The sequence below is a fragment of the Paenibacillus sp. J22R67 genome (assembly GCF_059692175.1).
Genome location: NZ_JCAUAX010000003.1, coordinates 518,039 through 537,541, shown reverse-complemented (window position 1 = coordinate 537,541; position 19,503 = coordinate 518,039). Strand labels below are relative to the sequence as shown.

The 19,503-nt window shown below is 47.4% G+C and carries 19 protein-coding genes and 1 riboswitch; of the genes, 11 read left to right on the top strand and 8 right to left on the bottom strand.

Features of this window, described 5'->3' with window-relative positions:
• Positions 1-358: 358 nt before the first annotated feature.
• Positions 359-1,261, top strand: coding sequence for a carbohydrate ABC transporter permease (locus AC58VC_RS14360; RefSeq protein ID WP_497369428.1), 903 nt, complete (start codon positions 359-361; stop codon positions 1,259-1,261).
• Positions 1,262-1,279: 18 nt separating this feature from the next.
• Positions 1,280-2,161, top strand: coding sequence for a carbohydrate ABC transporter permease (locus tag AC58VC_RS14355; RefSeq protein WP_497369427.1), 882 nt, complete (start codon positions 1,280-1,282; stop codon positions 2,159-2,161).
• Positions 2,162-2,621: 460 nt separating this feature from the next.
• On the opposite strand, the gene AC58VC_RS14350 is transcribed toward AC58VC_RS14355, so the two are convergent.
• Positions 2,622-4,892 carry an FAD-dependent oxidoreductase gene (locus AC58VC_RS14350; protein WP_497369806.1) on the bottom strand — a complete coding sequence of 757 codons (2,271 nt, stop codon included), beginning with the start codon at positions 4,890-4,892 and terminating at the stop codon, positions 2,622-2,624.
• A 114-nt stretch (positions 4,893-5,006) separates the two neighbouring features.
• On the opposite strand from AC58VC_RS14350, the gene AC58VC_RS14345 reads away from it, so the two are divergent.
• The 5 genes from AC58VC_RS14345 (at position 5,007) to htpG (ending at position 10,650) form a co-directional block, all read left to right on the top strand.
• Positions 5,007-5,858, top strand: coding sequence for an AraC family transcriptional regulator (locus AC58VC_RS14345; protein WP_497369426.1), 852 nt, complete (start codon positions 5,007-5,009; stop codon positions 5,856-5,858).
• Between the two features lie 50 nt (positions 5,859-5,908).
• Entirely contained in the window at positions 5,909-6,574 is a 666-nt protein-coding gene (locus AC58VC_RS14340) for an NAD-dependent epimerase/dehydratase family protein (protein WP_497369425.1), read from the top strand.
• A 360-nt stretch (positions 6,575-6,934) separates the two neighbouring features.
• Positions 6,935-7,384 carry a MarR family winged helix-turn-helix transcriptional regulator gene (locus AC58VC_RS14335; RefSeq protein ID WP_497369424.1) on the top strand — a complete coding sequence of 150 codons (450 nt, stop codon included), beginning with the start codon at positions 6,935-6,937 and terminating at the stop codon, positions 7,382-7,384.
• A complete protein-coding gene (locus tag AC58VC_RS14330) occupies positions 7,381-8,580 on the top strand; it encodes an MFS transporter (protein ID WP_497369423.1) in 1,200 nt (399 codons plus the stop codon). Before AC58VC_RS14335 ends, AC58VC_RS14330 begins: the two co-directional genes overlap by 4 nt.
• Before the next feature lie 192 nt (positions 8,581-8,772).
• Positions 8,773-10,650: a molecular chaperone HtpG gene (gene htpG, locus AC58VC_RS14325; protein WP_497369422.1), complete on the top strand. Its 1,878-nt coding sequence runs from the start codon at positions 8,773-8,775 to the stop codon at positions 10,648-10,650.
• Between the two features lie 73 nt (positions 10,651-10,723).
• Here the strand turns inward: htpG and AC58VC_RS14320 are convergent, their stop codons facing one another.
• Positions 10,724-10,906, bottom strand: coding sequence for a hypothetical protein (locus AC58VC_RS14320; RefSeq protein ID WP_497369421.1), 183 nt, complete (start codon positions 10,904-10,906; stop codon positions 10,724-10,726).
• 74 nt (positions 10,907-10,980) lie between these two features.
• Positions 10,981-11,076: riboswitch (cyclic di-GMP riboswitch) on the top strand.
• 49 nt (positions 11,077-11,125) lie between these two features.
• On the opposite strand from AC58VC_RS14320, the gene AC58VC_RS14315 reads away from it, so the two are divergent.
• Both AC58VC_RS14315 and AC58VC_RS14310 read left to right on the top strand, forming a co-directional pair.
• Positions 11,126-11,314: a hypothetical protein gene (locus AC58VC_RS14315; protein ID WP_477503221.1), complete on the top strand. Its 189-nt coding sequence runs from the start codon at positions 11,126-11,128 to the stop codon at positions 11,312-11,314.
• Positions 11,315-11,620: 306 nt separating this feature from the next.
• Positions 11,621-12,043, top strand: a complete 423-nt coding sequence (locus AC58VC_RS14310) for a DUF4183 domain-containing protein (protein ID WP_497369420.1) — start codon at positions 11,621-11,623, stop codon at positions 12,041-12,043.
• A gap of 81 nt (positions 12,044-12,124) precedes the next feature.
• Here AC58VC_RS14310 and nrdR read toward each other — a convergent pair whose 3' ends face one another.
• Positions 12,125-12,604, bottom strand: a complete 480-nt coding sequence (gene nrdR, locus AC58VC_RS14305) for a transcriptional regulator NrdR (RefSeq protein ID WP_127458074.1) — start codon at positions 12,602-12,604, stop codon at positions 12,125-12,127.
• Between the two features lie 110 nt (positions 12,605-12,714).
• Here nrdR and AC58VC_RS14300 point away from each other — a divergent pair, with 110 nt between their 5' ends.
• Positions 12,715-12,930 carry an alpha/beta-type small acid-soluble spore protein gene (locus tag AC58VC_RS14300; RefSeq protein ID WP_127458075.1) on the top strand — a complete coding sequence of 72 codons (216 nt, stop codon included), beginning with the start codon at positions 12,715-12,717 and terminating at the stop codon, positions 12,928-12,930.
• 95 nt (positions 12,931-13,025) lie between these two features.
• Here AC58VC_RS14300 and AC58VC_RS14295 read toward each other — a convergent pair whose 3' ends face one another.
• The 5 genes from AC58VC_RS14295 to polA all read right to left on the bottom strand — a co-directional run bounded on the left by AC58VC_RS14295 (position 13,026) and on the right by polA (position 18,617).
• The gene (locus tag AC58VC_RS14295) at positions 13,026-13,607 is read right to left on the bottom strand and encodes a lytic transglycosylase domain-containing protein (RefSeq protein ID WP_497369419.1); all 582 of its coding nucleotides are present in this window, start codon (positions 13,605-13,607) and stop codon (positions 13,026-13,028) included.
• Positions 13,604-14,200 (bottom strand): dephospho-CoA kinase, encoded by a 597-nt coding sequence (coaE, locus tag AC58VC_RS14290; RefSeq protein WP_497369418.1) that lies wholly within the window; start codon positions 14,198-14,200, stop codon positions 13,604-13,606. Before coaE ends, AC58VC_RS14295 begins: the two co-directional genes overlap by 4 nt.
• Before the next feature lie 33 nt (positions 14,201-14,233).
• The gene (locus AC58VC_RS14285; RefSeq protein WP_497369417.1) at positions 14,234-14,953 is read right to left on the bottom strand and encodes an MntP/YtaF family protein; all 720 of its coding nucleotides are present in this window, start codon (positions 14,951-14,953) and stop codon (positions 14,234-14,236) included.
• 104 nt (positions 14,954-15,057) lie between these two features.
• Positions 15,058-15,918 carry a DNA-formamidopyrimidine glycosylase gene (mutM, locus tag AC58VC_RS14280; RefSeq protein ID WP_497369416.1) on the bottom strand — a complete coding sequence of 287 codons (861 nt, stop codon included), beginning with the start codon at positions 15,916-15,918 and terminating at the stop codon, positions 15,058-15,060.
• Positions 15,919-15,953: 35 nt separating this feature from the next.
• Positions 15,954-18,617: a DNA polymerase I gene (gene polA, locus AC58VC_RS14275; RefSeq protein ID WP_497369415.1), complete on the bottom strand. Its 2,664-nt coding sequence runs from the start codon at positions 18,615-18,617 to the stop codon at positions 15,954-15,956.
• Positions 18,618-18,750: 133 nt separating this feature from the next.
• Here polA and AC58VC_RS14270 point away from each other — a divergent pair, with 133 nt between their 5' ends.
• Positions 18,751-19,500: an HAD family hydrolase gene (locus AC58VC_RS14270; protein ID WP_497369414.1), complete on the top strand. Its 750-nt coding sequence runs from the start codon at positions 18,751-18,753 to the stop codon at positions 19,498-19,500.
• The last annotated feature ends 3 nt before the right edge of the window (positions 19,501-19,503 follow it).

Below are 19,503 nucleotides of genomic sequence, written 5' to 3'. Positions count from 1 at the left end.
TTGATGACCTAGGGACAGCTTTTTTTTGAGCTGGGCAACTGAGTAGATGGGTCACTTGTAGGAAACGCCGTTTCCTCCTGTTATTTACCGCGATTCAGTCACTTTTCCCCAATTAACTGGAGTTTCCGGCGCTAATTTTGCCAAATCTGGCTATTTTCAGCGCTCACGGACGATTTAGCTGGAGTTTCTACCACTATTTTGTTCACAGCCACAAAGCAGCGCAGATTAACGGTAGTTTTCCCATCTAACTTACTCTTTCTCAATAAAAATACAGAAACGTTCAATCTCACGCTATGTGCTTTAGGCAAGACTGTTGGTAAAGTAAGCCTAACACATGATACGAAAGGGTGACTCGCCCATGAGACCATTCTGGCAAACCGCGAAATTCAGGGAAAACCTCGCCGGGTACCTATTCATTTTACCTAATCTTACTGGGTATCTCGCATTTATTTTATTGCCTATTCTATTCAGTCTTTATCTGGTGTTCGTGGATTGGGAGTACCTCAAAGGCTTTGCCGGCATCACATGGGTTGGCTTTGATAACTTTAAAGCTCTTTCAAGTGATCCAAAATTTCTCAAATCGCTGCAAAATAATACCGTGTTTACATTAGTCAGCGTACCCGCTTCCATCGTAATCGGGCTGTTCATGGCCGTTATTTTAAACAAATATGTGTTTTTCAAAAATACGTTGCGGCTGCTGATCTTTTTACCCTACGTCTCCTCCCTTGTAGCCGTCTCCGTCATTTGGAGCATCATGTACCGTGCAACGAACGGACCTATCAACCAATTCCTGTTATCGATCGGCATCGAACATCCGCCAGGTTGGCTATCCAGCCCGAAATCTGCGCTTTTCGCCATTATTATCATGTCGGTGTGGGTCACAATTGGCTATGCCATGGTCATTTACTTGGCAGGTCTGCAAGGCATCTCTAAGGATTTGTACGAAGCAGCGGAGATTGATGGCGCCTCAAGGATGCGGCAATTTGTCCAAATCACGGTTCCCATGCTAACGCCAACGACATTTCTCATTGCCATTACGCTCATCATTTGGTCTTTCCAAGTATTCGGTCCAGTCGCAGTTATGACGCAGGGAGGTCCGATTGATTCAACGATGGTGCTGTCCTACCACATTTATCTCCTTGCTTTCCGTTTTTATAAAATGGGTTATGCGGCTGCGGTCTCGTGGGTGTTGTTCACTATTATCTTCATCATTACAATCATTCAGTGGCAGAGCCAAAAGCGTTGGCAAGATCACTTCTAGGAAGAAAGGAGAACGATGATGGAAACCACTTATCCGGTGCAAGCGACAAAACAAAAGACTCGTTCCAAAACCAAGCAGCTTTCCTGGGCAATAAAAGCAATCATAACTGTCGTTATGGCAGCCTTCGCGCTAATCATGATACTGCCCTATATTTGGATGATCTCTACCTCATTCAAAATCAATGGAGAAGTATTCCAGTATCCAATTGATTGGATTCCAAAGACATGGCATTTTGAAAATTATAAACAAGTATGGACAGGTCCTAACCCCTTTTATCTGTTTTATTGGAACTCCATCAAAATTACCGGAATTACCGTGATAGGCAACTTATTCACCAGTGCCATGGCCGGTTACGCCTTCGCCAAAATCCGTTTCAAAGGACGCAACTTCCTGTTCCTGCTCTACCTTTCAACGATGATGATTCCAAGCCAGGTGCTCCTACTTCCACGCTTTATCTTGTTCGATTCGATGAAACTAATCAATACGCACTATTCACTTATTTTGCCTGGTTTATTTACGGTATTTGGAACATTCTTGATGAGACAGTTCTTTAGCACGCTTCCAAACGAACTGCTTGAAGCAGCCCGCGTGGACGGAGCCGGGTACTGGCGCACCTTCTGGCAGATTTCTTTGCCGTTGATCAAACCTGCTATCGTCACCCTACTCATTCTCTCATTCACTTCCCATTGGAACGAATACGAAGGTCCGCTTATTTACCTGAGAGACAAACAACTGTTTACAATCCCACTTGGGTTAACTAGCTACGTCGAAGAATTCGGGACCAATTATGTCCTAACCATGGCTGCTTCGGTTTCCGCTCTGCTGCCTCTTCTCATCGTCGTGATCGTCTGCCAGAAATGGTTCGTGGAGGGCTTCGCCAGTTCAGGGTTGAAAGGTTAGAAGGCATCGTATCGGAAAAGCTACTGCCCGTTAAACTCCCCAAGGCTATCCATCCAGTTTTGAATGGATGGCCTTGGTTTTTTTGTTTTCATTGGATGATTTCCAATGAACTGGTTGTTTTTGCGGGCTGATCGTCGTTTTCGTTGGAAAGAATCCAACGAACTCAACTGAAAAGCCCTAATAAACACCGCAAATAGCTAGCTGCATTGGATTCCATCCAATGAGATAGCAGTTTCAGCTACCTAAACCCCACTTTCATTGGAATCTATCCAATGAGTGCACCAGTGCAGTACACCACACCACACCACACCACACCACACTACACCACACCACACCACACTACACTACACTACACTACACTACACTACACTACACTACACTACACTACACTCACTACCTCTCCCCCTACCTCTACTCTACCCCCAGCTTCCTCACCAGCGCCCCAAGGATTGCCTCTTTATTACCCATACACCCGTACTTCCACCACTTCCGCACTCGGGCTACCGTTCGTCGACTCGACGATTAGCCGTAATCGCGTAGCAGAAACACAGCTTGCCAGCTCGTGTCTTCGGGTCCTTTTCCGGTTGTTCACCTCGCGCTGCAGAACGACCCACGTCCCGTCCACATAAGCCTCAATCCGGTAATCTTTCACCAATTCCGGCATAACGTCAAAGGACGTTCTAAACGCGTGCAGATTGATCAAATCCTGATTCACATTATCATTAAAAGTCACCTGCACCCGTCTGATCTCCTGCGGCTCCTCCCAGCCCAGCTCAAGCCACTCTTCCCTGCCTGCTGCCATTGGCTCCGACATCCACAGATGCGGCGTGCCGTATGGACGCAGATAACCGTCCGTCACTTTCTCCGCAGAGAAGGCGCTTGTCGCTTCAGAAGCTCGGAAGCAGATCGGCTTGCGGTCTAAGCCGCCTTTCATGCTCCACAGCACAACAGGCTGCTCTGGTTGGTGATCTTCCAGCTTCGGATCAACAATCGGTTTCGCTCCCTTCACCAAAGTGATCGTCCCTGTCTTCGGCTCACTCGCATGGTACACCGTAACGTGCTCGTTCGCTTTTACAATGACAAAAGCGTTCTGCTCCACCTCCGGCTGCCAGCGTAGATCAAAACCAACCCACTGCCGCTCACCGGCCTCAACATGAGCCGATACTGCCGCAATCATGCTCTTCGGAACATAGTTCTCCGCGCGTCCAGTATCCCAAAGCTCTACACTGATCGTCGTTGCCTCCGAGACGTCCGCCAGAAGCTCAAAGCCCCGCAGCGCTGGAGCTACAGGAAACAAAACAGCCACGTCCGTGTGCAAGCGCCTAGGCTCCACGGCCGACTCCACGACTACCTTGTTTAACGTGCTCGACGCCGTTACCTGCGCCCGGCGGGCCAGATCCGCCTCATCCTCGCTGCGTAAGCCGATGATGGAAGCATCCTGACGCAGCAAGGTCATCTGCAGCTCCTTCAGATGCTTCTGATACAGCTCGCGAGGCATCACTTGCTTTTGCACGCACAGGGCTGCGCCTGTACCTGCCGCCTCGCCAATGACGGCGCAGGTCGCCATGACCCGCGTCGTGCCGAACGCGACATGCGAAGCGCTGATATTGCGTCCCGCCATCAGCATGTTGCTGACGTTCACTGAGTACAGCGAACGGAAAGGGATATGGTAGATGCCGTCGGCATGCAGATGCTTAGAGCCGCTCTCCGCAGCGTACATCCCCTGCGGTGGATGCAAATCAATCGACCACCCGCCGAAGGCGATGCGATCTTCAAAAGGCGTCTGCGCCATAATGTCGTTTTGATTAAGCACATAATCACCGACAAAACGCCGGTACTCCCTTTTTCCGGGTAAAGCACCGACCCACTCGAGCGTCATTTGCTGCGCTTCAAAGTGGCCGGAGTTTTTAATATAATCCCATATTCCGTATATGACCGACCATAACTCGTCACGGATCTTCTCATTCTCATGTACCGTGTCCAGCTCGCCGCCCCACTCAATCCACCAATAGTGACAGCCCGAGTCTCCGCTGCGTATGACCCTTTTGATTGGAATCGATGTCTTCGTAATATCTTTGGCAAAGCTCGGAGGATTAAATTTAACGGGATGTCCTGTATCTTTCGTATGAAATAAAATCGTGCTGCCCAGCGTGATGTCGTCCGCCACCTCCGGCGCCCACTCCTCGCCATGCTCCTCCCTCGCTTCGCGTCCAATTCGATATTTGGCGCCAGCCAGAAAACCTATGAGCCCATCCCCTGTGCAATCGAGAAATACTTCGCTTTCGAAACGAATTCTTCGCTCAGAGCCCATCATCCAACCTGTGACGCTGCGGATCACTCGGTTCTCCTCATCACCATCTGCCTCCACCTCATGGACGTCCGTGTTGAGAAAAAGCTGAATACGGCTCTCGGCGCGCACTGCTTCTAGTACCGTCAAATCCCACAAATACGGATTCCCGTCCATATTCTGATATTGATTTTCGACGAACAGCTCCCCCATAATGCCCGTTTCCCTCGCATAGCGGTTGACCCCGTGTCCTGTCGCACCGCAGACCCAAACACGTACCTCGCTGGAGGAATTCCCGCCTAGCACGGGCCGATTCTGGACGAGTGCTACCGACTGCCCAAGTCGTGCTGCCGCAATCGCTGCACACACACCGGATAAACCACCGCCGATAACGGCAATATCCGTCTTTACCAGTTCCTCTTTCATACGTCTTTCCCCCTCCATGTTCGCTTTTATCTTCATTTTAATTCATAGTTAGCGATTTACTCCATGCACGCATTCAACATAAACATATACAAAATTTCATGCTCATCTTCCGCTGCTTTCAGGATTTCGTATATGATAGTCATATGGGGCAAATTGGCAGGAGCGAGGGGCAAACCAGTGCGAATACGCGATGTAACAATCACGAAACCGGAAGTCATCAGCCATGTATACTGGAAGGAGAAAGCCGCCTTTCAACTGCAAGAGGATGTGAACGACATTTGGGTGATATTTGCCGTGGAAGAAGGCAGCTTCACCTACAAAATCGGTCCGCAAGAAGGCACCGCTTCTTTCGGCGATCTTGTGTTTTGTCCGCCTGGCCTCACTTTTCGGAGAGAAGTGATCCACCCGCTGTCCTTTCACGTCATTTTGCTGCGGTGGGTCAATGAAGAGAACGGTACCTTGCTTACGGAAGACGGCATCCCTGTTGGCAAAGTAACCATTCACGATCTGCATCGCCTCACATCCACCTACACCTATTTGCGAAAGTGGGCAGAATTTAGCGCCGATAGTTCTACTGCTTTACGTCATCATTTTGTGACGGATATCTGGATGCAGGTCGTGGAAGAATGGCATTCAGACTCGCGCGCACCTTCAAGCGTAAAGGACATCCTCGTACAGAAAGCCATTGACTTCATGCTAGAGCATGCAGCGTCCTCGTTCAATTTGAAACAACTCGCCATGGAGTTAGGGTTGACGCAGGTGCAGTTTACGCGGAGATTCAAAAAATTGACCGGCATGGCACCGCTTGATTACCTAACCTCTCTGAGACTTCAAAAGGTACAGAAATTTTTACTCGATAGCGACTTGAACCTGCAGCAAATTGCGGGACAATGCGGGTTCGAGAATGAGTTTTATTTGAGCCGCGTGTTTAAAAAGCACATGCGAATTACCCCTTCGCACTACCGAAAGCTGCATCGGTTATGAACCCTTTTAAGCGGAAACAATGGAGGTAAATAGAGAGGTGTGATCTCATTTTGAACGTTCTTCTTTTCGGAGCAACCGGCATGGTAGGGCAATCTGTGCTGCGTGAATGTCTCCTTGATACTCGGATCAAGAGCGTGGTAACAATAGGTCGAAATGCAACAGGCCAGCAGCACCCGAAACTGCGCGAAATCGTGCAGGCGAACTTGTTGGATTTGTCAGCCTTGGCCTTGGAGGGCAAACTCTCCGGGTTTGATGCTTGCTTTTTCTGCCTTGGCGTCTCTTCAGCTGGAATGAGCGAGGAGAAATATACTGCGATAACATACGATTTAACCATGAGTGTGGCCAAAACTTTGGTGAGGCTGAACCCCGGTATGACATTTACCTATGTGACCGGCGCCGGTACGGATAGCTCGGAGCGAGGACGCAGTATGTGGGCGCGTGTCAAAGGCAAAACAGAAAATGACCTGCTCAAGTTGCCTTTTAAAGGGGCCTATATGTTCAGGCCTGGAGGCATTCTGCCCCTGCATGGCGTCAGATCCAAAACAAAGTTATATCAGGCCGTTTATACGGTCATGAAACCTTTTTACCCGATGCTGGAAAAATGGTTCCCTAATTCGGTCACAACCTCGGAAAAGGTTGGCCGAGCCATGATTGGAGTTGCCGTTAACGGCTATCCCAAACCGGTCATTGAGAGCAGTGATCTTAACCGTTTCTGACTTCCTGCACCAAAAGAAAAAGAAAAAGGACTCCTCGCGGAGTCCTTTTCGACGGTGACAAATTGATGGTACTTTTGCCTTGAACCATACTACGCTCGGTAACTACCTCATCACATTCCTGCAGTTTTTGACTACATTAATGGCCTGCGGCACATCTCCTCGCTTTACGGTAGATTCAACAACAACTTCCCTGGTATTTCGTCTACATGAAATGCGACACAACACCTCTCTAAATCACCGTCGAAATTAGTATGTCCGATCTGAATGGTCTTATGCAAAGCGCATCGAAATCATTGACGAATTTATTTGCTAAGAATATAATTGCTATAGCAACTAATTTTCGAAAGGGGGTTTTGTGCTATGCACTTAGATCATTCCTTGGGATTTATCTTGAATCATGCCGGGCGCCGAATGACACAACTTTTAGGCTCTCAATTTCAGCCTTACGATATGACGACAGAACAGTGGGTCGTGCTTCATCGTTTGGCATGCGAGGATGGCATTACGCAGAAACTGCTCGCTATTCGCGCGGAAAAAGATCAGACGAATATCACCCGAATCCTCGACCAATTGGAGCGCAAAGGTATGATTGAACGCCGCGCTAATGAGCAGGATCGAAGGTCATTCCTAACGTTCATTACGGATCAAGGCAGGGCTATGAATGACATCCTCACCCCGATTGAGCAGAAGGTCATCGCATCACTACTCAGCAGCTTCACGGAGGAGCAGGCAGCCCTGCTCAAGTCGCTGCTTATTCAAATCACGCAAGAAGCCAATGCACGCATCAAGGAAGTGGAGGAAGCACAGTGAATACCGATCAGAAATTGTGGAATCGTGATTTCGTTGCTGTATGTCTCAGCAGCTTTTTTTTATTTATGACATTTTATATTCTTGCCGTAACTCTACCTATCTTTGTCACTGATACTTTGCATGCAAGGCAGGAGCAAATTGGTCTCGTAATGACCGTTTTCATTATTTCAACCGTTATTTTACGACCATTAACCGGTAAATGGATGGACGAATGGAATCGGAAGAAGATCATCTCCTTCTCACTTGTCCTCTTTATGATTTGCACCGCGATATATCCATTTATTCATCAGTATAATCTATTGCTAGGCCTACGTTTTCTTCATGGCATTGGCTTTGGGATGGCTACAACTGCCGCGGGGGCAGTAGCCATTGATCTAGTGCCGGAGCGCCGCAAAGGAGAAGGCATCGGCTATTTCAGCCTTTTCATGAGCTTAGCGATGGTTGTAGGACCGTTTCTCGGTTTAACGATTATGCAATCTAACAATAATGCGCTGCTGTTTGGCATATGTATCGTATTCTCCGTGCTATCCCTTATGTTCGGACTATCCCTCCGTATCCCGCAGCGCGTCGTACAAGCTTCTGTGAAACCGGAAAAAGGCTGGAGAAAATTCATCGAGCCGCGCGCGATCCCGATTTCTTTGACAGGCAGTGTACTCGCCTTCTCCTATGGCGCCATCACAACGTTTCTGTCCGTTTATGCGAAATCCAACGGATTGGAGAAATATGCGAGCTACTTCTTCATGGTGTTCGCTTTGATGATTGTCATTTCCAGGCCGTTTACCGGCAAATGGTTCGATCGTTCAGGACCTAACGGCTTAGTTTATCCTGGCGTTATTTTGTTCACTCTGGGGATGATTGGCCTCAGCCTGACATCTTCCCCCGTTCCCTTTTTAGTAGCCGGCGGACTGCTAGGACTTGGCTTCGGTGCGATGCTTCCGAGCTTCCAGACCATCGCCATCCAAGCCGCGCCCGCTCACCGAAGAGGACTTGCCACTGGCACGTATTTCTTGCTCTTCGATACCGGCTATGGAATCGGCTCGTATGTGCTTGGCCTTGTTGCATCCAAAACAAACTATCATACGATGTACTTCGTGGCAGGAATCGTTGTCGCATGTTCATCACTGCTGTATTACGGGCTGCATCACCGGAAATCAAGTGTCGCCCTGAAGCCCGGACCTGCGGCTTCCATGAAATAAGGTAATGCCGTTTCTCACTAACACTTCTGAGTGGAAGGGAGAGACGGCATTTTTTTGTCATTGTCACAGGAGTTTAACGATGAATAGCAATTGACATTATTTTGGAGGAATGATATAAAAATAAGGTGTAGCACTCAAGTAGAGAGAGTGCTAATATTGAAATGTTGTTACATATCGAGAGGAGATTTAACCGTGGAAAAGAAACAGTTTCAGGCTGAGTCCAAACGACTATTAGAAATGATGATTAACTCCATTTACACGCAAAGAGAAATCTTCTTGAGAGAACTCATCTCCAACTCCAGCGATGCCATCGATAAAATTTACTACAAAGCACTAACAGACGACTCGTTGGTATTTGACAAAGATAGTTACTTTATCAAAGTCTTTGCTGACAAAACAAATAGAACGTTAACAATCCGGGATACGGGTATTGGGATGACGAAGGAAGATTTGGAGAACAATCTAGGGATCATTGCGAAGAGCGGTTCACTTGCGTTCAAAAAAGAAAATGAATCCAAAGACGGCCACAATATTATCGGTCAGTTCGGCGTAGGCTTCTACTCCGCTTTCATGGTAGCGGATGTCGTGACAGTGACAAGTAAAGCGCTTGGCAGCGACACAGCTTACAAATGGGAGTCCACTGGCACTGATGGCTATACGATCGAAACAGCAGATAAAGATTCCGTTGGTACAGAAATCGTTCTGCAAATCAAAGCGAATACGGAAGATGACAACTACGACGAGTTTTTGGACGAGTACCGCCTGAAAGCTATCATCAAGAAATATTCCGACTTCATCCGTTACCCTATCAAAATGGACGTTTCCGGTAAAAGACTCAAAGAAGGTACGGAAGATGAGTTCGAAGATTATCAAGATGAGCAGCAGCTCAACAGCATGGTGCCAATCTGGAGAAAAAACAAAAGTGAACTAACGCCTGAGGATTATGAGAAGTTCTATCATGAGAAACATTACGGCTTCGATAAGCCGCTTAAGCATATTCATGTTAGCGCGGACGGGGCTGTTGTTTACCAAGCGATCCTCTTTGTTCCGGAAAGCATGCCTTTCGACTATTATTCCAAAGAATATGAAAAAGGTTTAGAGCTATACGCGAATGGCGTTCTCATCATGAACAAATGCGCGGATCTGCTTCCAGACTATTTCAGCTTCGTGAAAGGGATGGTCGATTCCGAAAGCTTGTCTCTGAACATTTCCAGAGAGATGCTGCAGCATGATCGTCAATTAAAGCTGATCGCCAAAAACATTCAGAGCAAAATCAAAAGCCAGCTTCAATCCATGCTCAAAGATGAAAGAGAGAAATACGAGACCTTCTACAAATCGTTTGGCCGTCAGCTCAAATTCGGCGTTTACAGCGATTACGGGGCTCATAAGGACGTTCTACAGGACTTGTTGATGTTCCACTCCTCCAATGAGAAGAAGCTTGTTACACTCGACGAGTACATCGCGAGAATGCCGGAAGATCAGAGGTACATCTACTATGCTTCTGGGGAGTCCATGGAGCGCATCGATAAGCTTCCTCAAACGGAGATTGTTACCGATAAAGGTTATGAAATCTTGTACTTCACTGACGATATCGATGAATTTGCTATCAAAATGATCATGACTTACAAGGAAAAAGAATTCAAATCTGTTTCCAGCGGTGACCTCGGCATTGAAGCGGATGATAAATCCGAAAACGAAGCGGACAAAAACGAAAATAAAGAGCTTTTTGATTACATGACTAGCTTGTTGTCTGGCAAGGTTACTAACGTCAAAGCATCCAAGCGACTCAAAAAGCATCCGGTATGTCTATCTACAGATGGTGACGTGACCATCGAGATGGAGAAAATCTTGAATGCAATGCCGAATAACCCGAGTGTGAAAGCAGAAAAGGTTCTTGAAATCAACATGAATCATGAAGTCTTCGGCTCGTTGAAGGACGCTTTCGAGAAAGACAAAGAGAAGCTGAACCTGTACACAGCCCTCTTATACAACCAGGCTCTCCTGATCGAAGGCTTGCCTCTTCAAGATCCGGTTGAGTTCACGAACGACATTTGCAAAATTATGGTGTAGTAAGAACCCTTTCACCATCAAGAAGCACTGCCGCCGCTATGGCAGCAGTGCTTTTTTTCTTTGTATACAAAATTTAGGAATGCTCATCAAGTCTAATCATCGGCTGAGCGGCCCTATCCTCACTCCGTTTATTGGTATCCATATTCGAATACACATAAGCCAGTAAGCGATCTTGATCAATTCCTAACGAGCTGGCTACTTTCATAATATCTAATTCATAAGAAAAGCCTGGAATTTGATTGGACTTGACGGACATATGCTTCAACCATCCTTCGAATAGATGTAATAAATGGAAATAATGTGATATAGTTTTCTTACAAGCATTAATCGGCACGACAAAGGCAAAACCACTGAAAAGTGGTGACGCAAAGCTATAGGGACTAATTTGGATGTGTTACATGTCCAAAATGTCAGCCAGCTGCCAAAACAGCCTCCGTCCGATTAATGTAGAATGACTTAGGAGGAGCTGATAAGGATGGAGAAAATTGTATTAAATGGAAACATGAGCTTGGATGTGGAAAACTTGATTGCTAACCTGCACCTACCAGAAAGTGATATTTTGAATATGTTCTCCTTTAAGTTTAATAACAACCTGTTGTCCCCCGAGGAATCAATTCGGTTTATTCAATTTCTTAGGAGTGAACTGGACAAACGTACCCAATAACAGAATTATGCACGATCGCCCACAAAAATGCAGTCGGTTGATGTCTATAAAATTATTTTTTTTAAAATCGAACGAAGTCGCGTCATCATAGCCTTTTAGGAATAAAACAGTAAAAAGACAACGGGAATCCCGCTGTCTTTTTCTTATTTTTTGTCAGATTTAAGGTTTAAAGTTTAGTTGGTTGGAACCTTTTTTTGAACATGCTGCCTTAGCGTGGCTATCATCCAATATTTTCCATTTTTATAGCATATATTAAATAGAATACTAGAATTATCATCCGGTAGATGATAGAAAGGGAGAATGACTATGAGTTCAGGCTTGATTACCTTGCATTTGACTGCAACCAGCACAGTTTCAGGGACCATTACAACGACGACAACATCGACCATTACGCCGCTGGTCAAACGCTTCACAGCCACAGTCGTCATAGGGAACATTCTCTCTGGTGTAACCACAATCCCCTCCACAAGCTTCAAGGACGACTCGGGCACGAATTTGCCCGCGAACAGTCTTACCGTTCCAGCCAGCAATGGCTATTACAATGTCTTTGTGAATGGCACTCTCATCGCAGGAGGTCTTACGACTTTGACAACAGCCAATCTGGTTATCACTAATTCCCTGACGATCGGCGCTACCGTCGTCCTGGAGACGCTCTCGTTCACAGCCACCTCAACTTCATCTTCAACGACAACTAATTTAGTTGTCACTACGGTCATTCATTCTGTCTAACAAATCTAACAAATCTAACAAATCTAACAAATAAAAGCCGATCTGAGCACGTTCAATAGAACGAATCAGAACCGGCTTTCTTTATTTGTCCCGGAGTAGGCCGGGATCATGCTTTCCCAATATTTGCGTTAGCTCTTTTAGGAACATATTAATGTCCTTAAATTGTCGGTAAACGGAGGCGAAGCGAATGTAAGCCACTTCATCGACTGGGTACAATTGCTCCATGACGATTTCGCCAATGCCTAAACTGTCAACTTCCGCATGAGCCGTCGTGCGAAGCTGCATTTCGACTTCGGATACTAGCATCTCCAGTCTCTCCATGGACACCGGACGCTTCTCGCAGGCACGTATTAAGCCTCTTAATATTTTCTCACGACTAAATTCTTCCCTGCTGCCATCCTTTTTAATCACAATAAGCGGAGTTTCTTCCACCATCTCAAAGGTCGTGAATCTTCGAGCGCATTTCTCACATTCCCGGCGACGGCGGATCGATTTATTTTCATTAGCTGAACGTGAGTCAAGCACTTTCGTACCGGAATAATCACAGAACGGACACTTCATTCGCTATCTCTCCTTTCTCTTCTATCTGATGGATTACCATATGTTACATGTCATGAACGATGAAGAAGTGCGCACAATACTAGTACCAACCGACAAGGAGGTGAACAGACATGAGCGCAGGAAACAGCAACACGCTAGTTGTTCCTCAAGCTAACGCAGCGTTGGATCAGTTGAAATACGAAGTAGCCCAAGAACTTGGTATCTCTATCCCACAAGATGGATACTACGGTAACATGGCTACTCGTGACACTGGTGCCATCGGTGGTCACATTACTCGTCGCCTGGTACAAATCGCAGAACAATCTTTGGCTGGTCAATTCAAGTAATCTTGAGATGAAGTAGCCGCTGAATCTGCAAACGGGAAGTATTGGACTTATGCCCCCCAAAGGAGCTAGTCCAATGCTTCTTTGTTTTGTGGGGACTACGTTTGTTTGCTTTGCCACTGCTCTGAATACAGTTTTGTGTACTTCTCATAATAATAAATAACTCGCTGAACATAATGACGCGTTTCGCCGAATGGGATTTGGTCAATGCGCTCTTGTGAGCCGTCCCAAAGGTTCGTTTGCTTCCATTTATTCACATTCCCTTGTCCTGCATTGTAAGCTGCAATCGCATAAATTAAATTTCCATTGTAATGCTTGTTAAGCCAGCTCAAATACCAAGAACCGAGATTAATATTCACATCCGCTTTTAACAAATCTTCCTGGGTATGAGGTCCTAAATTGGTGGACTCCACAATCCATTCTGCCGTGTCTGGCATCAACTGCATAAGTCCCAAAGCACCTTTACTTGATTCCAAATGATGCTTATAATTCGTTTCTACCCTGATGATGGCCGCAATGAGAAAAGGGTCTATATTGTGCTTCGCCGCACTTTGCCTAATTTCCTGCTCAAAATAGATGGGATACAACTTTCTTCCTATAAAAGTGCTGTTCATAAAGAGGACTAGAACGAAACAAACGAGTAAAAGGGCAAAAACTCGTTTTTTGCGTAAAAACTTCATGAAAGCCCCTTCCCTAGCCAAAACCGTTCAACCTCAGCAAAGGTATCTTCCCAGGTTCCGCTGTTGTCGATCACGATATCCGCCAGTTTGCGTTTTTCTTCTATCGACATTTGTGCGTTGATTCGGTTATTGGCCGCGCTTTCCGTTATGTTATCTCTGCGCATTAAACGTTCCACCTGAATGTGAGGAGGCACATACACGACCATTACTTCTTTGAACATAAAGGATAAATCGGATTCAAACAATAAAGGAATATCGACGACAACCAGCTTGTCCGGAAATTGCTTCTCATAGGCTTCCATCTGCTCTCTAATCATCTTGCGAATAGGCGGGTGTAAAATGTGTTCTAGTTGTTTACGTGCTTCTGTATTCCCAAATACGATCTCTCCTAGCTTTTTACGATGCAGTGAGCCATCTTCCTGAATGACGGCTTGTCCAAAATGTGCAGCAACCTGTTCAAGAACAGGGCTGCCGGGCTGGACAACATCGCGCGCAATTTGATCCGCATCTACTAATAGAGCGCCGCGGCTAACCAGCATGGCGCTAACCGTGCTTTTGCCGCAAGCGATTCCTCCTGTTAACCCGATATTCATAGGCCAATCTCTCCTAAGTGTATTCCTGTTCAACTATAACATTTTCAATAAACCCATAAGAATAAGTACGCATCCTGGAAGAATAGATAACTTCTTCATCCAAGTCATTTCAGCGTAACGAAAACCAATACGAAGTCCGAGTGCAATAAACGAACCGCTAGAAATAGAAATAACGGATGCCGTTAACAAAGGAACAAAACCAATTAATGCAGCGCCAATTCCCGCCCCAAATGCGTCGAGCGAGAGGGCTAGCCCTAGCAATGTAGCCTCAGAAGCTGAAATATTACCCGATTTATCCACATCTGCGATGGACGGTGTTCGCAGAATTTGAATAACCAAACCAAAACGCTTGAGCTCAATATTCAGGATTTCCTTCGTCCTTTGCAGCGTATCGAGCGTGGCGGGCTCATTGCGGGAAGGGGGAACACTACTGAGAGATATCTGGTCTTCTGGCGATTTGGCTGTCTCTTGGGGATCATGCGACTTCTGCTGTCTTAGCTGGGAGAGCGCCCAGATGCCAATCCCGATCAGGATGAGTGCTCCGATACGTTTGGCAAACATGGGAGACATAAAAGAAGACATGAGGACACCAATTTGCATCGAACTATAAATAATGATACCAGACCATAGGGATATAATACCAATAGAGAGAAAAGGGATTCGAATTTTACGTAATCCGTACATGACGCCAACGCCGAAACCGTCCAATGAAACTGCGAAAGCCAGAATGAGCAAAGAAACCACCGGAAGCATAATACCCCTCCTAAGAGTTTTACCACTGACGACAATAAGCCGGTAACAGCACATCATCTGGGCTAAGTACTCCATATCATATGGGAAGGGCGCGCTTCACGTGCCTATTTCTCAGACTTCTTTATGATTCTCTTTCGCTTTAGCGGTTGACAGGTCGGACAAATGTGCGTCCCGCGACCACCAACCACGGTTTTGTAGATTTCGCTTCCGCATGTTTTACAGCTTTGCGATTGTCTGCCGTAAATGTTCAGTTGATGCTGGAACAATCCGATTTCACCTTGGCCGTTGACATACGATTTAATTGAAGATCCTCCTACCTCAACAGAATCGCTTAGCGTGCGAATAATCGCCTTATGCAGCAACATGAGCTCCTTCTTGCTGAGCGACGATGCCTCGCGTTCCGGATGGATGCCGGCCAAGAAAAGGGACTCGTCTACATAAATATTACCGATGCCAACAATATATTCTTGATTCAGCAGCAGCGGCTTAATCTTCGTCTTTTTGTGAGCTATTCGATCTCGGAAAACTTCGAACGTGAAGCCTTCATCCAGTGGTTCCAAACCAAGCTTGCGCAGCGGCGGCTGCGTAAGTTCTTCCCCTCTAGGGAACAAATGCATGGTGCCAAATTGTCTCACATCCTTGTACCTCAGTTCGCTGCCGTCGGTAAACCGAAATAGCACATGCGTATGAGACTCCAATGGATCTTCACTGCTGTATAGACCATAACGACCTTCCATCCGCAGATGAGAGACCATGACGTAATCGGTTAGAACAAATCGCAAAAACTTGCCTCTGCGCTCAATTGTTTCAATTTGCTGCCCTTGCAGCAGCACTTCAAACATCTGAATATCATCAGGTTTCTGTATAATGCGGGGCAGTCTGACCTGAACCTGCTCGATCGTTTTACCGGTGATCAGATTATTCAGTGTGCGCTTGACCGTCTCGACTTCGGGTAGTTCAGGCACGGATGTTCACCTCTTTTGTAGTTGTTCAGCCTTCCTTACTTGGCGTCATACCAAGTAAGGCCATAATCAACGTCCGCACTCAGCGGTACGTCCAGTTTCAATGCTCCTGCCATGACTTCCGGCACAAGGCGGCGCATCGTCTCGAGTTCCTCTTCCGGAACCTCGAAGACGAGCTCATCGTGTACTTGAAGCAGCATGCGGCTCTTCAATCCCTCTTGCTTCAAGCGAGCATCCATCTGCACCATAGCAAGCTTAATGATGTCTGCCGCCGTACCCTGAATCGGCGTGTTCATCGCGGTACGTTCCGCAAAAGAGCGCAGATTGAAGTTCGAATGAGTAATCTCCGGCAAATACCGGCGGCGCTGCAGCAGCGTCGTGACGTAGCCATTCTCACGTGCATCCTTTACGATATCGTCCATATATTTGCGTACTCCCTGGAAGACAGCAAAATACTGCTCAATGAACTGCGCTGCATCCCGGCGAGTAATGTCTAAGTTCTGAGACAAGCCATAGTCACTGATCCCGTAAACGATCCCGAAGTTAACGGCTTTGGCTTGGCGCCGCATATTCGCGTCGACGGCGCTCTCTTCCACTCCGAAGACGTCCATCGCCGTCTTCGTGTGGATGTCCATATTCTGAAGGAAAGCCTCCTTCAGATTCTCATCCTGCGAGATGTGCGCAAGCACACGCAGCTCGATCTGCGAGTAATCCGCAGCGAGAATGTACCATCCAGGCTCGGATGGCACGAACACTTTGCGGATCTTCCTGCCCTCCTCCAGACGAATCGGAATGTTCTGGAGGTTCGGGAACTGGCTGCTGAGCCGTCCTGTGGCGGCAATGGTCTGCCGGTAATAGGTATGCACCTTACCGGTCTCTGGCCGCACCTCTTTCAGCAGCCCTTCGACGTACGTCGATTGCAGCTTCGCTAGCTGACGGTAGTTCAGAATCTGCCCGACCACTTCGTTGTAGGGCGCTAGGCGCTCCAGCACCTCGGCATCTGTCGAGTAGCCGGTTTTGGTCTTCTTCCAAGCTGGCAGCCCCAGCTTCTCGAACAGAATCTCGCCAAGCTGCTTCGGCGAGTTGATGTTGAACTCCACGCCGGCGAGCTTGTAAATACTGGACATAATCGTGTCCAGCTTATTTACGAGCTCCACGCCGAGCGCCTTAAGCCCTTCGGCGTCCACGGTGATACCGCGCAGCTCCATCTCGGCGAGCACGCTGGCCAGCGGCTGCTCTAGCTCATAGAAGAGCTGATGCATCTCGCCCTTCTCCAGCTCTTCCGCCAGCACCGGCACCAGGCGCGCGGTCGCCATTGCTTTGCGTCCCACGTGGTCGCTAAGCGCTGTGAGCTCCGGCAGGCGGAATTTCGCGCCTTTGCCGAACACGTCTTCGTCTGCCTTCAGACCAGGCAGGCTGTACTTCGCCGATAAGCCGCTCAGAGTGAGATTCGACTCCGTAGGGTCGAGCAGGTAAGCGGCCAGCAAGGCGTCGAAATCCACACCTTCGAGCACGATACCCTGCCAAGCCAAAGCAAGAATAGAACGATGCAAATCAAAGAGCTGCTTCTTCTTCGAATCATCAGCCAGCCACGCGCGCAGCGGTACGCCCGCTTCCCCTTTTAACAGCTGGATAGGCACGTAATAGGACGTATTCACGTCCCCATCATGTGTGAACCAGACAACGCCGACATTGACGGCCTGATGCGGATTTTCGCCGACAGCTTCTACATGAATGGCTCCGCTATCGCTCAGTTTACCAATGAGCTCACTTACATTGGCTTCTGTAACAACAACCGCTTCCATGCTTTCAACAACTTGTCCCTCAGCTTCCAAGTCCACAGTGCCGAAGTCCATTTTCTCCAGCAATGATTTAAATTCCAGCTTGCGGAACATGCCTGCCAAGGCTTGTCCGTCATAACCGTCGTAACGGAACGTATCCCACGCGGTTTCCATAGGTACTTCACGGAAGATCGTCGCGAGCTCTTTACTCATGATCGCGTCTTTCGCGTGCTCCTCGACTTTTTCTTTCATTTTGCCCTTCAGGCTGGCCGTATTCGCAAGCACTTCTTCAACGGTGCCAAATTCATGGAGCATCTTGAGCGCGGTTTTCTCACCAACCCCCGGAATACCCGGAATGTTATCCGACGTATCGCCCATAAGTCCTTTGAGATCAATAATCTGCGCAGGGGTAAGACCGTATTTCTCTTTGATCTCAGCTGGATTATAAAGCTCAACTTCCGTAATTCCTTTGCGAGTTATCGCAACAGTCACGTGATCGGAAGCCAGCTGCAGCATATCCTTGTCTCCAGAAACGAGAAGCACTTTCTCGCCCTTGGCGTCTGCGGCTTTGGTCAGTGTACCGATAATGTCGTCTGCCTCGTAGCCAGACAGCTCGAACTGCGGAATTTTGAACGCTTTCAGCAATTCTTTGATCAGCGGGAACTGTTCGGAAAGCTCTGACGGCGTTTTGGCCCGTCCTCCCTTGTATTCGGTATATTCTTTATGTCGAAACGTAATCTTCCCGGCATCAAAAGCAACAAGAAAATGCGTCGGCTTTTCTTCTTCTATTAATTTGAGCAGCATCGTTGTAAAACCATAAACGGCATTCGTGTGCAATCCACTAGAATTGCTGAGCAGCGGTAAAGCATAGAAGGCTCTGTTCGCAATAGAGTTACCATCAATAATAATAAGCTTATCCATAAGTTCGCACCCCGTTTTTAGACATACTTCCTTCATCATAGCATACGAAATTAAAATAAAAAAACGCTAGCGCACATAAACATGTAAGGAATCCATTAATCGATGTTCCGCTCTTCAAAAGGAGGTTCTCCGAATGAGCCCTTTTTTCTCACCAACACGTAAAAAGGTTATATTTTTTGATATGAACAATACGATTCTGGATCGCAGACAATGCTTTGATTCCGCATTCCTTGAGGTCATGAATGACTACACGGCGAGGTGGGAGCCGGACGAAACTCTTTTCACTGCCCAAGACGTTCTTCAGAGTTATAAAATGGAATGGAGCCGGCACCGCAAAGCGCCTGTACGGAGCCCTTTATCACCGGATGAGCTTAGGCATATTTGTTTGCGCAAGGCGCTGCACCCGCTGCCAGTGAATGTCAGCACGGGTTTTACTCGCGCTTTCTTTGAACAGGTCGAGGAACAAGAGGATCATTTTGTAGCGCTTTTTCCCGGCGTAGAGGATACGCTTGATGCTTTGTCCCAAAACTATAAGCTTGCCATTATCAGTAACGGAAACCGCAGAAGATTGCATAGTAATTTGGATAAATTGAAGTTGACCCGGTGGATAACCGAGGATCGCTTGTTTAGCTCGGAGAAGGACGGTCCGCGTAAACCGCACCCAGCTATATTTGAGAGGGCTCTGAAGACCATGAACGCGGCTTCAAGCCAAAGTGTGATGGTTGGCAACTCGTGGCGCAATGACGTGGTAGGAGCCGCATCCAGCGGTCTAGACGCCATCTGGATACATCCCGGGAATATGAAGAAAATTTCTGAACGGCGGATCGGCAAGCAGAAGGTCGTTATCATCCGCTCATTTAAACAGTTGATCTACACCTTCTAAACG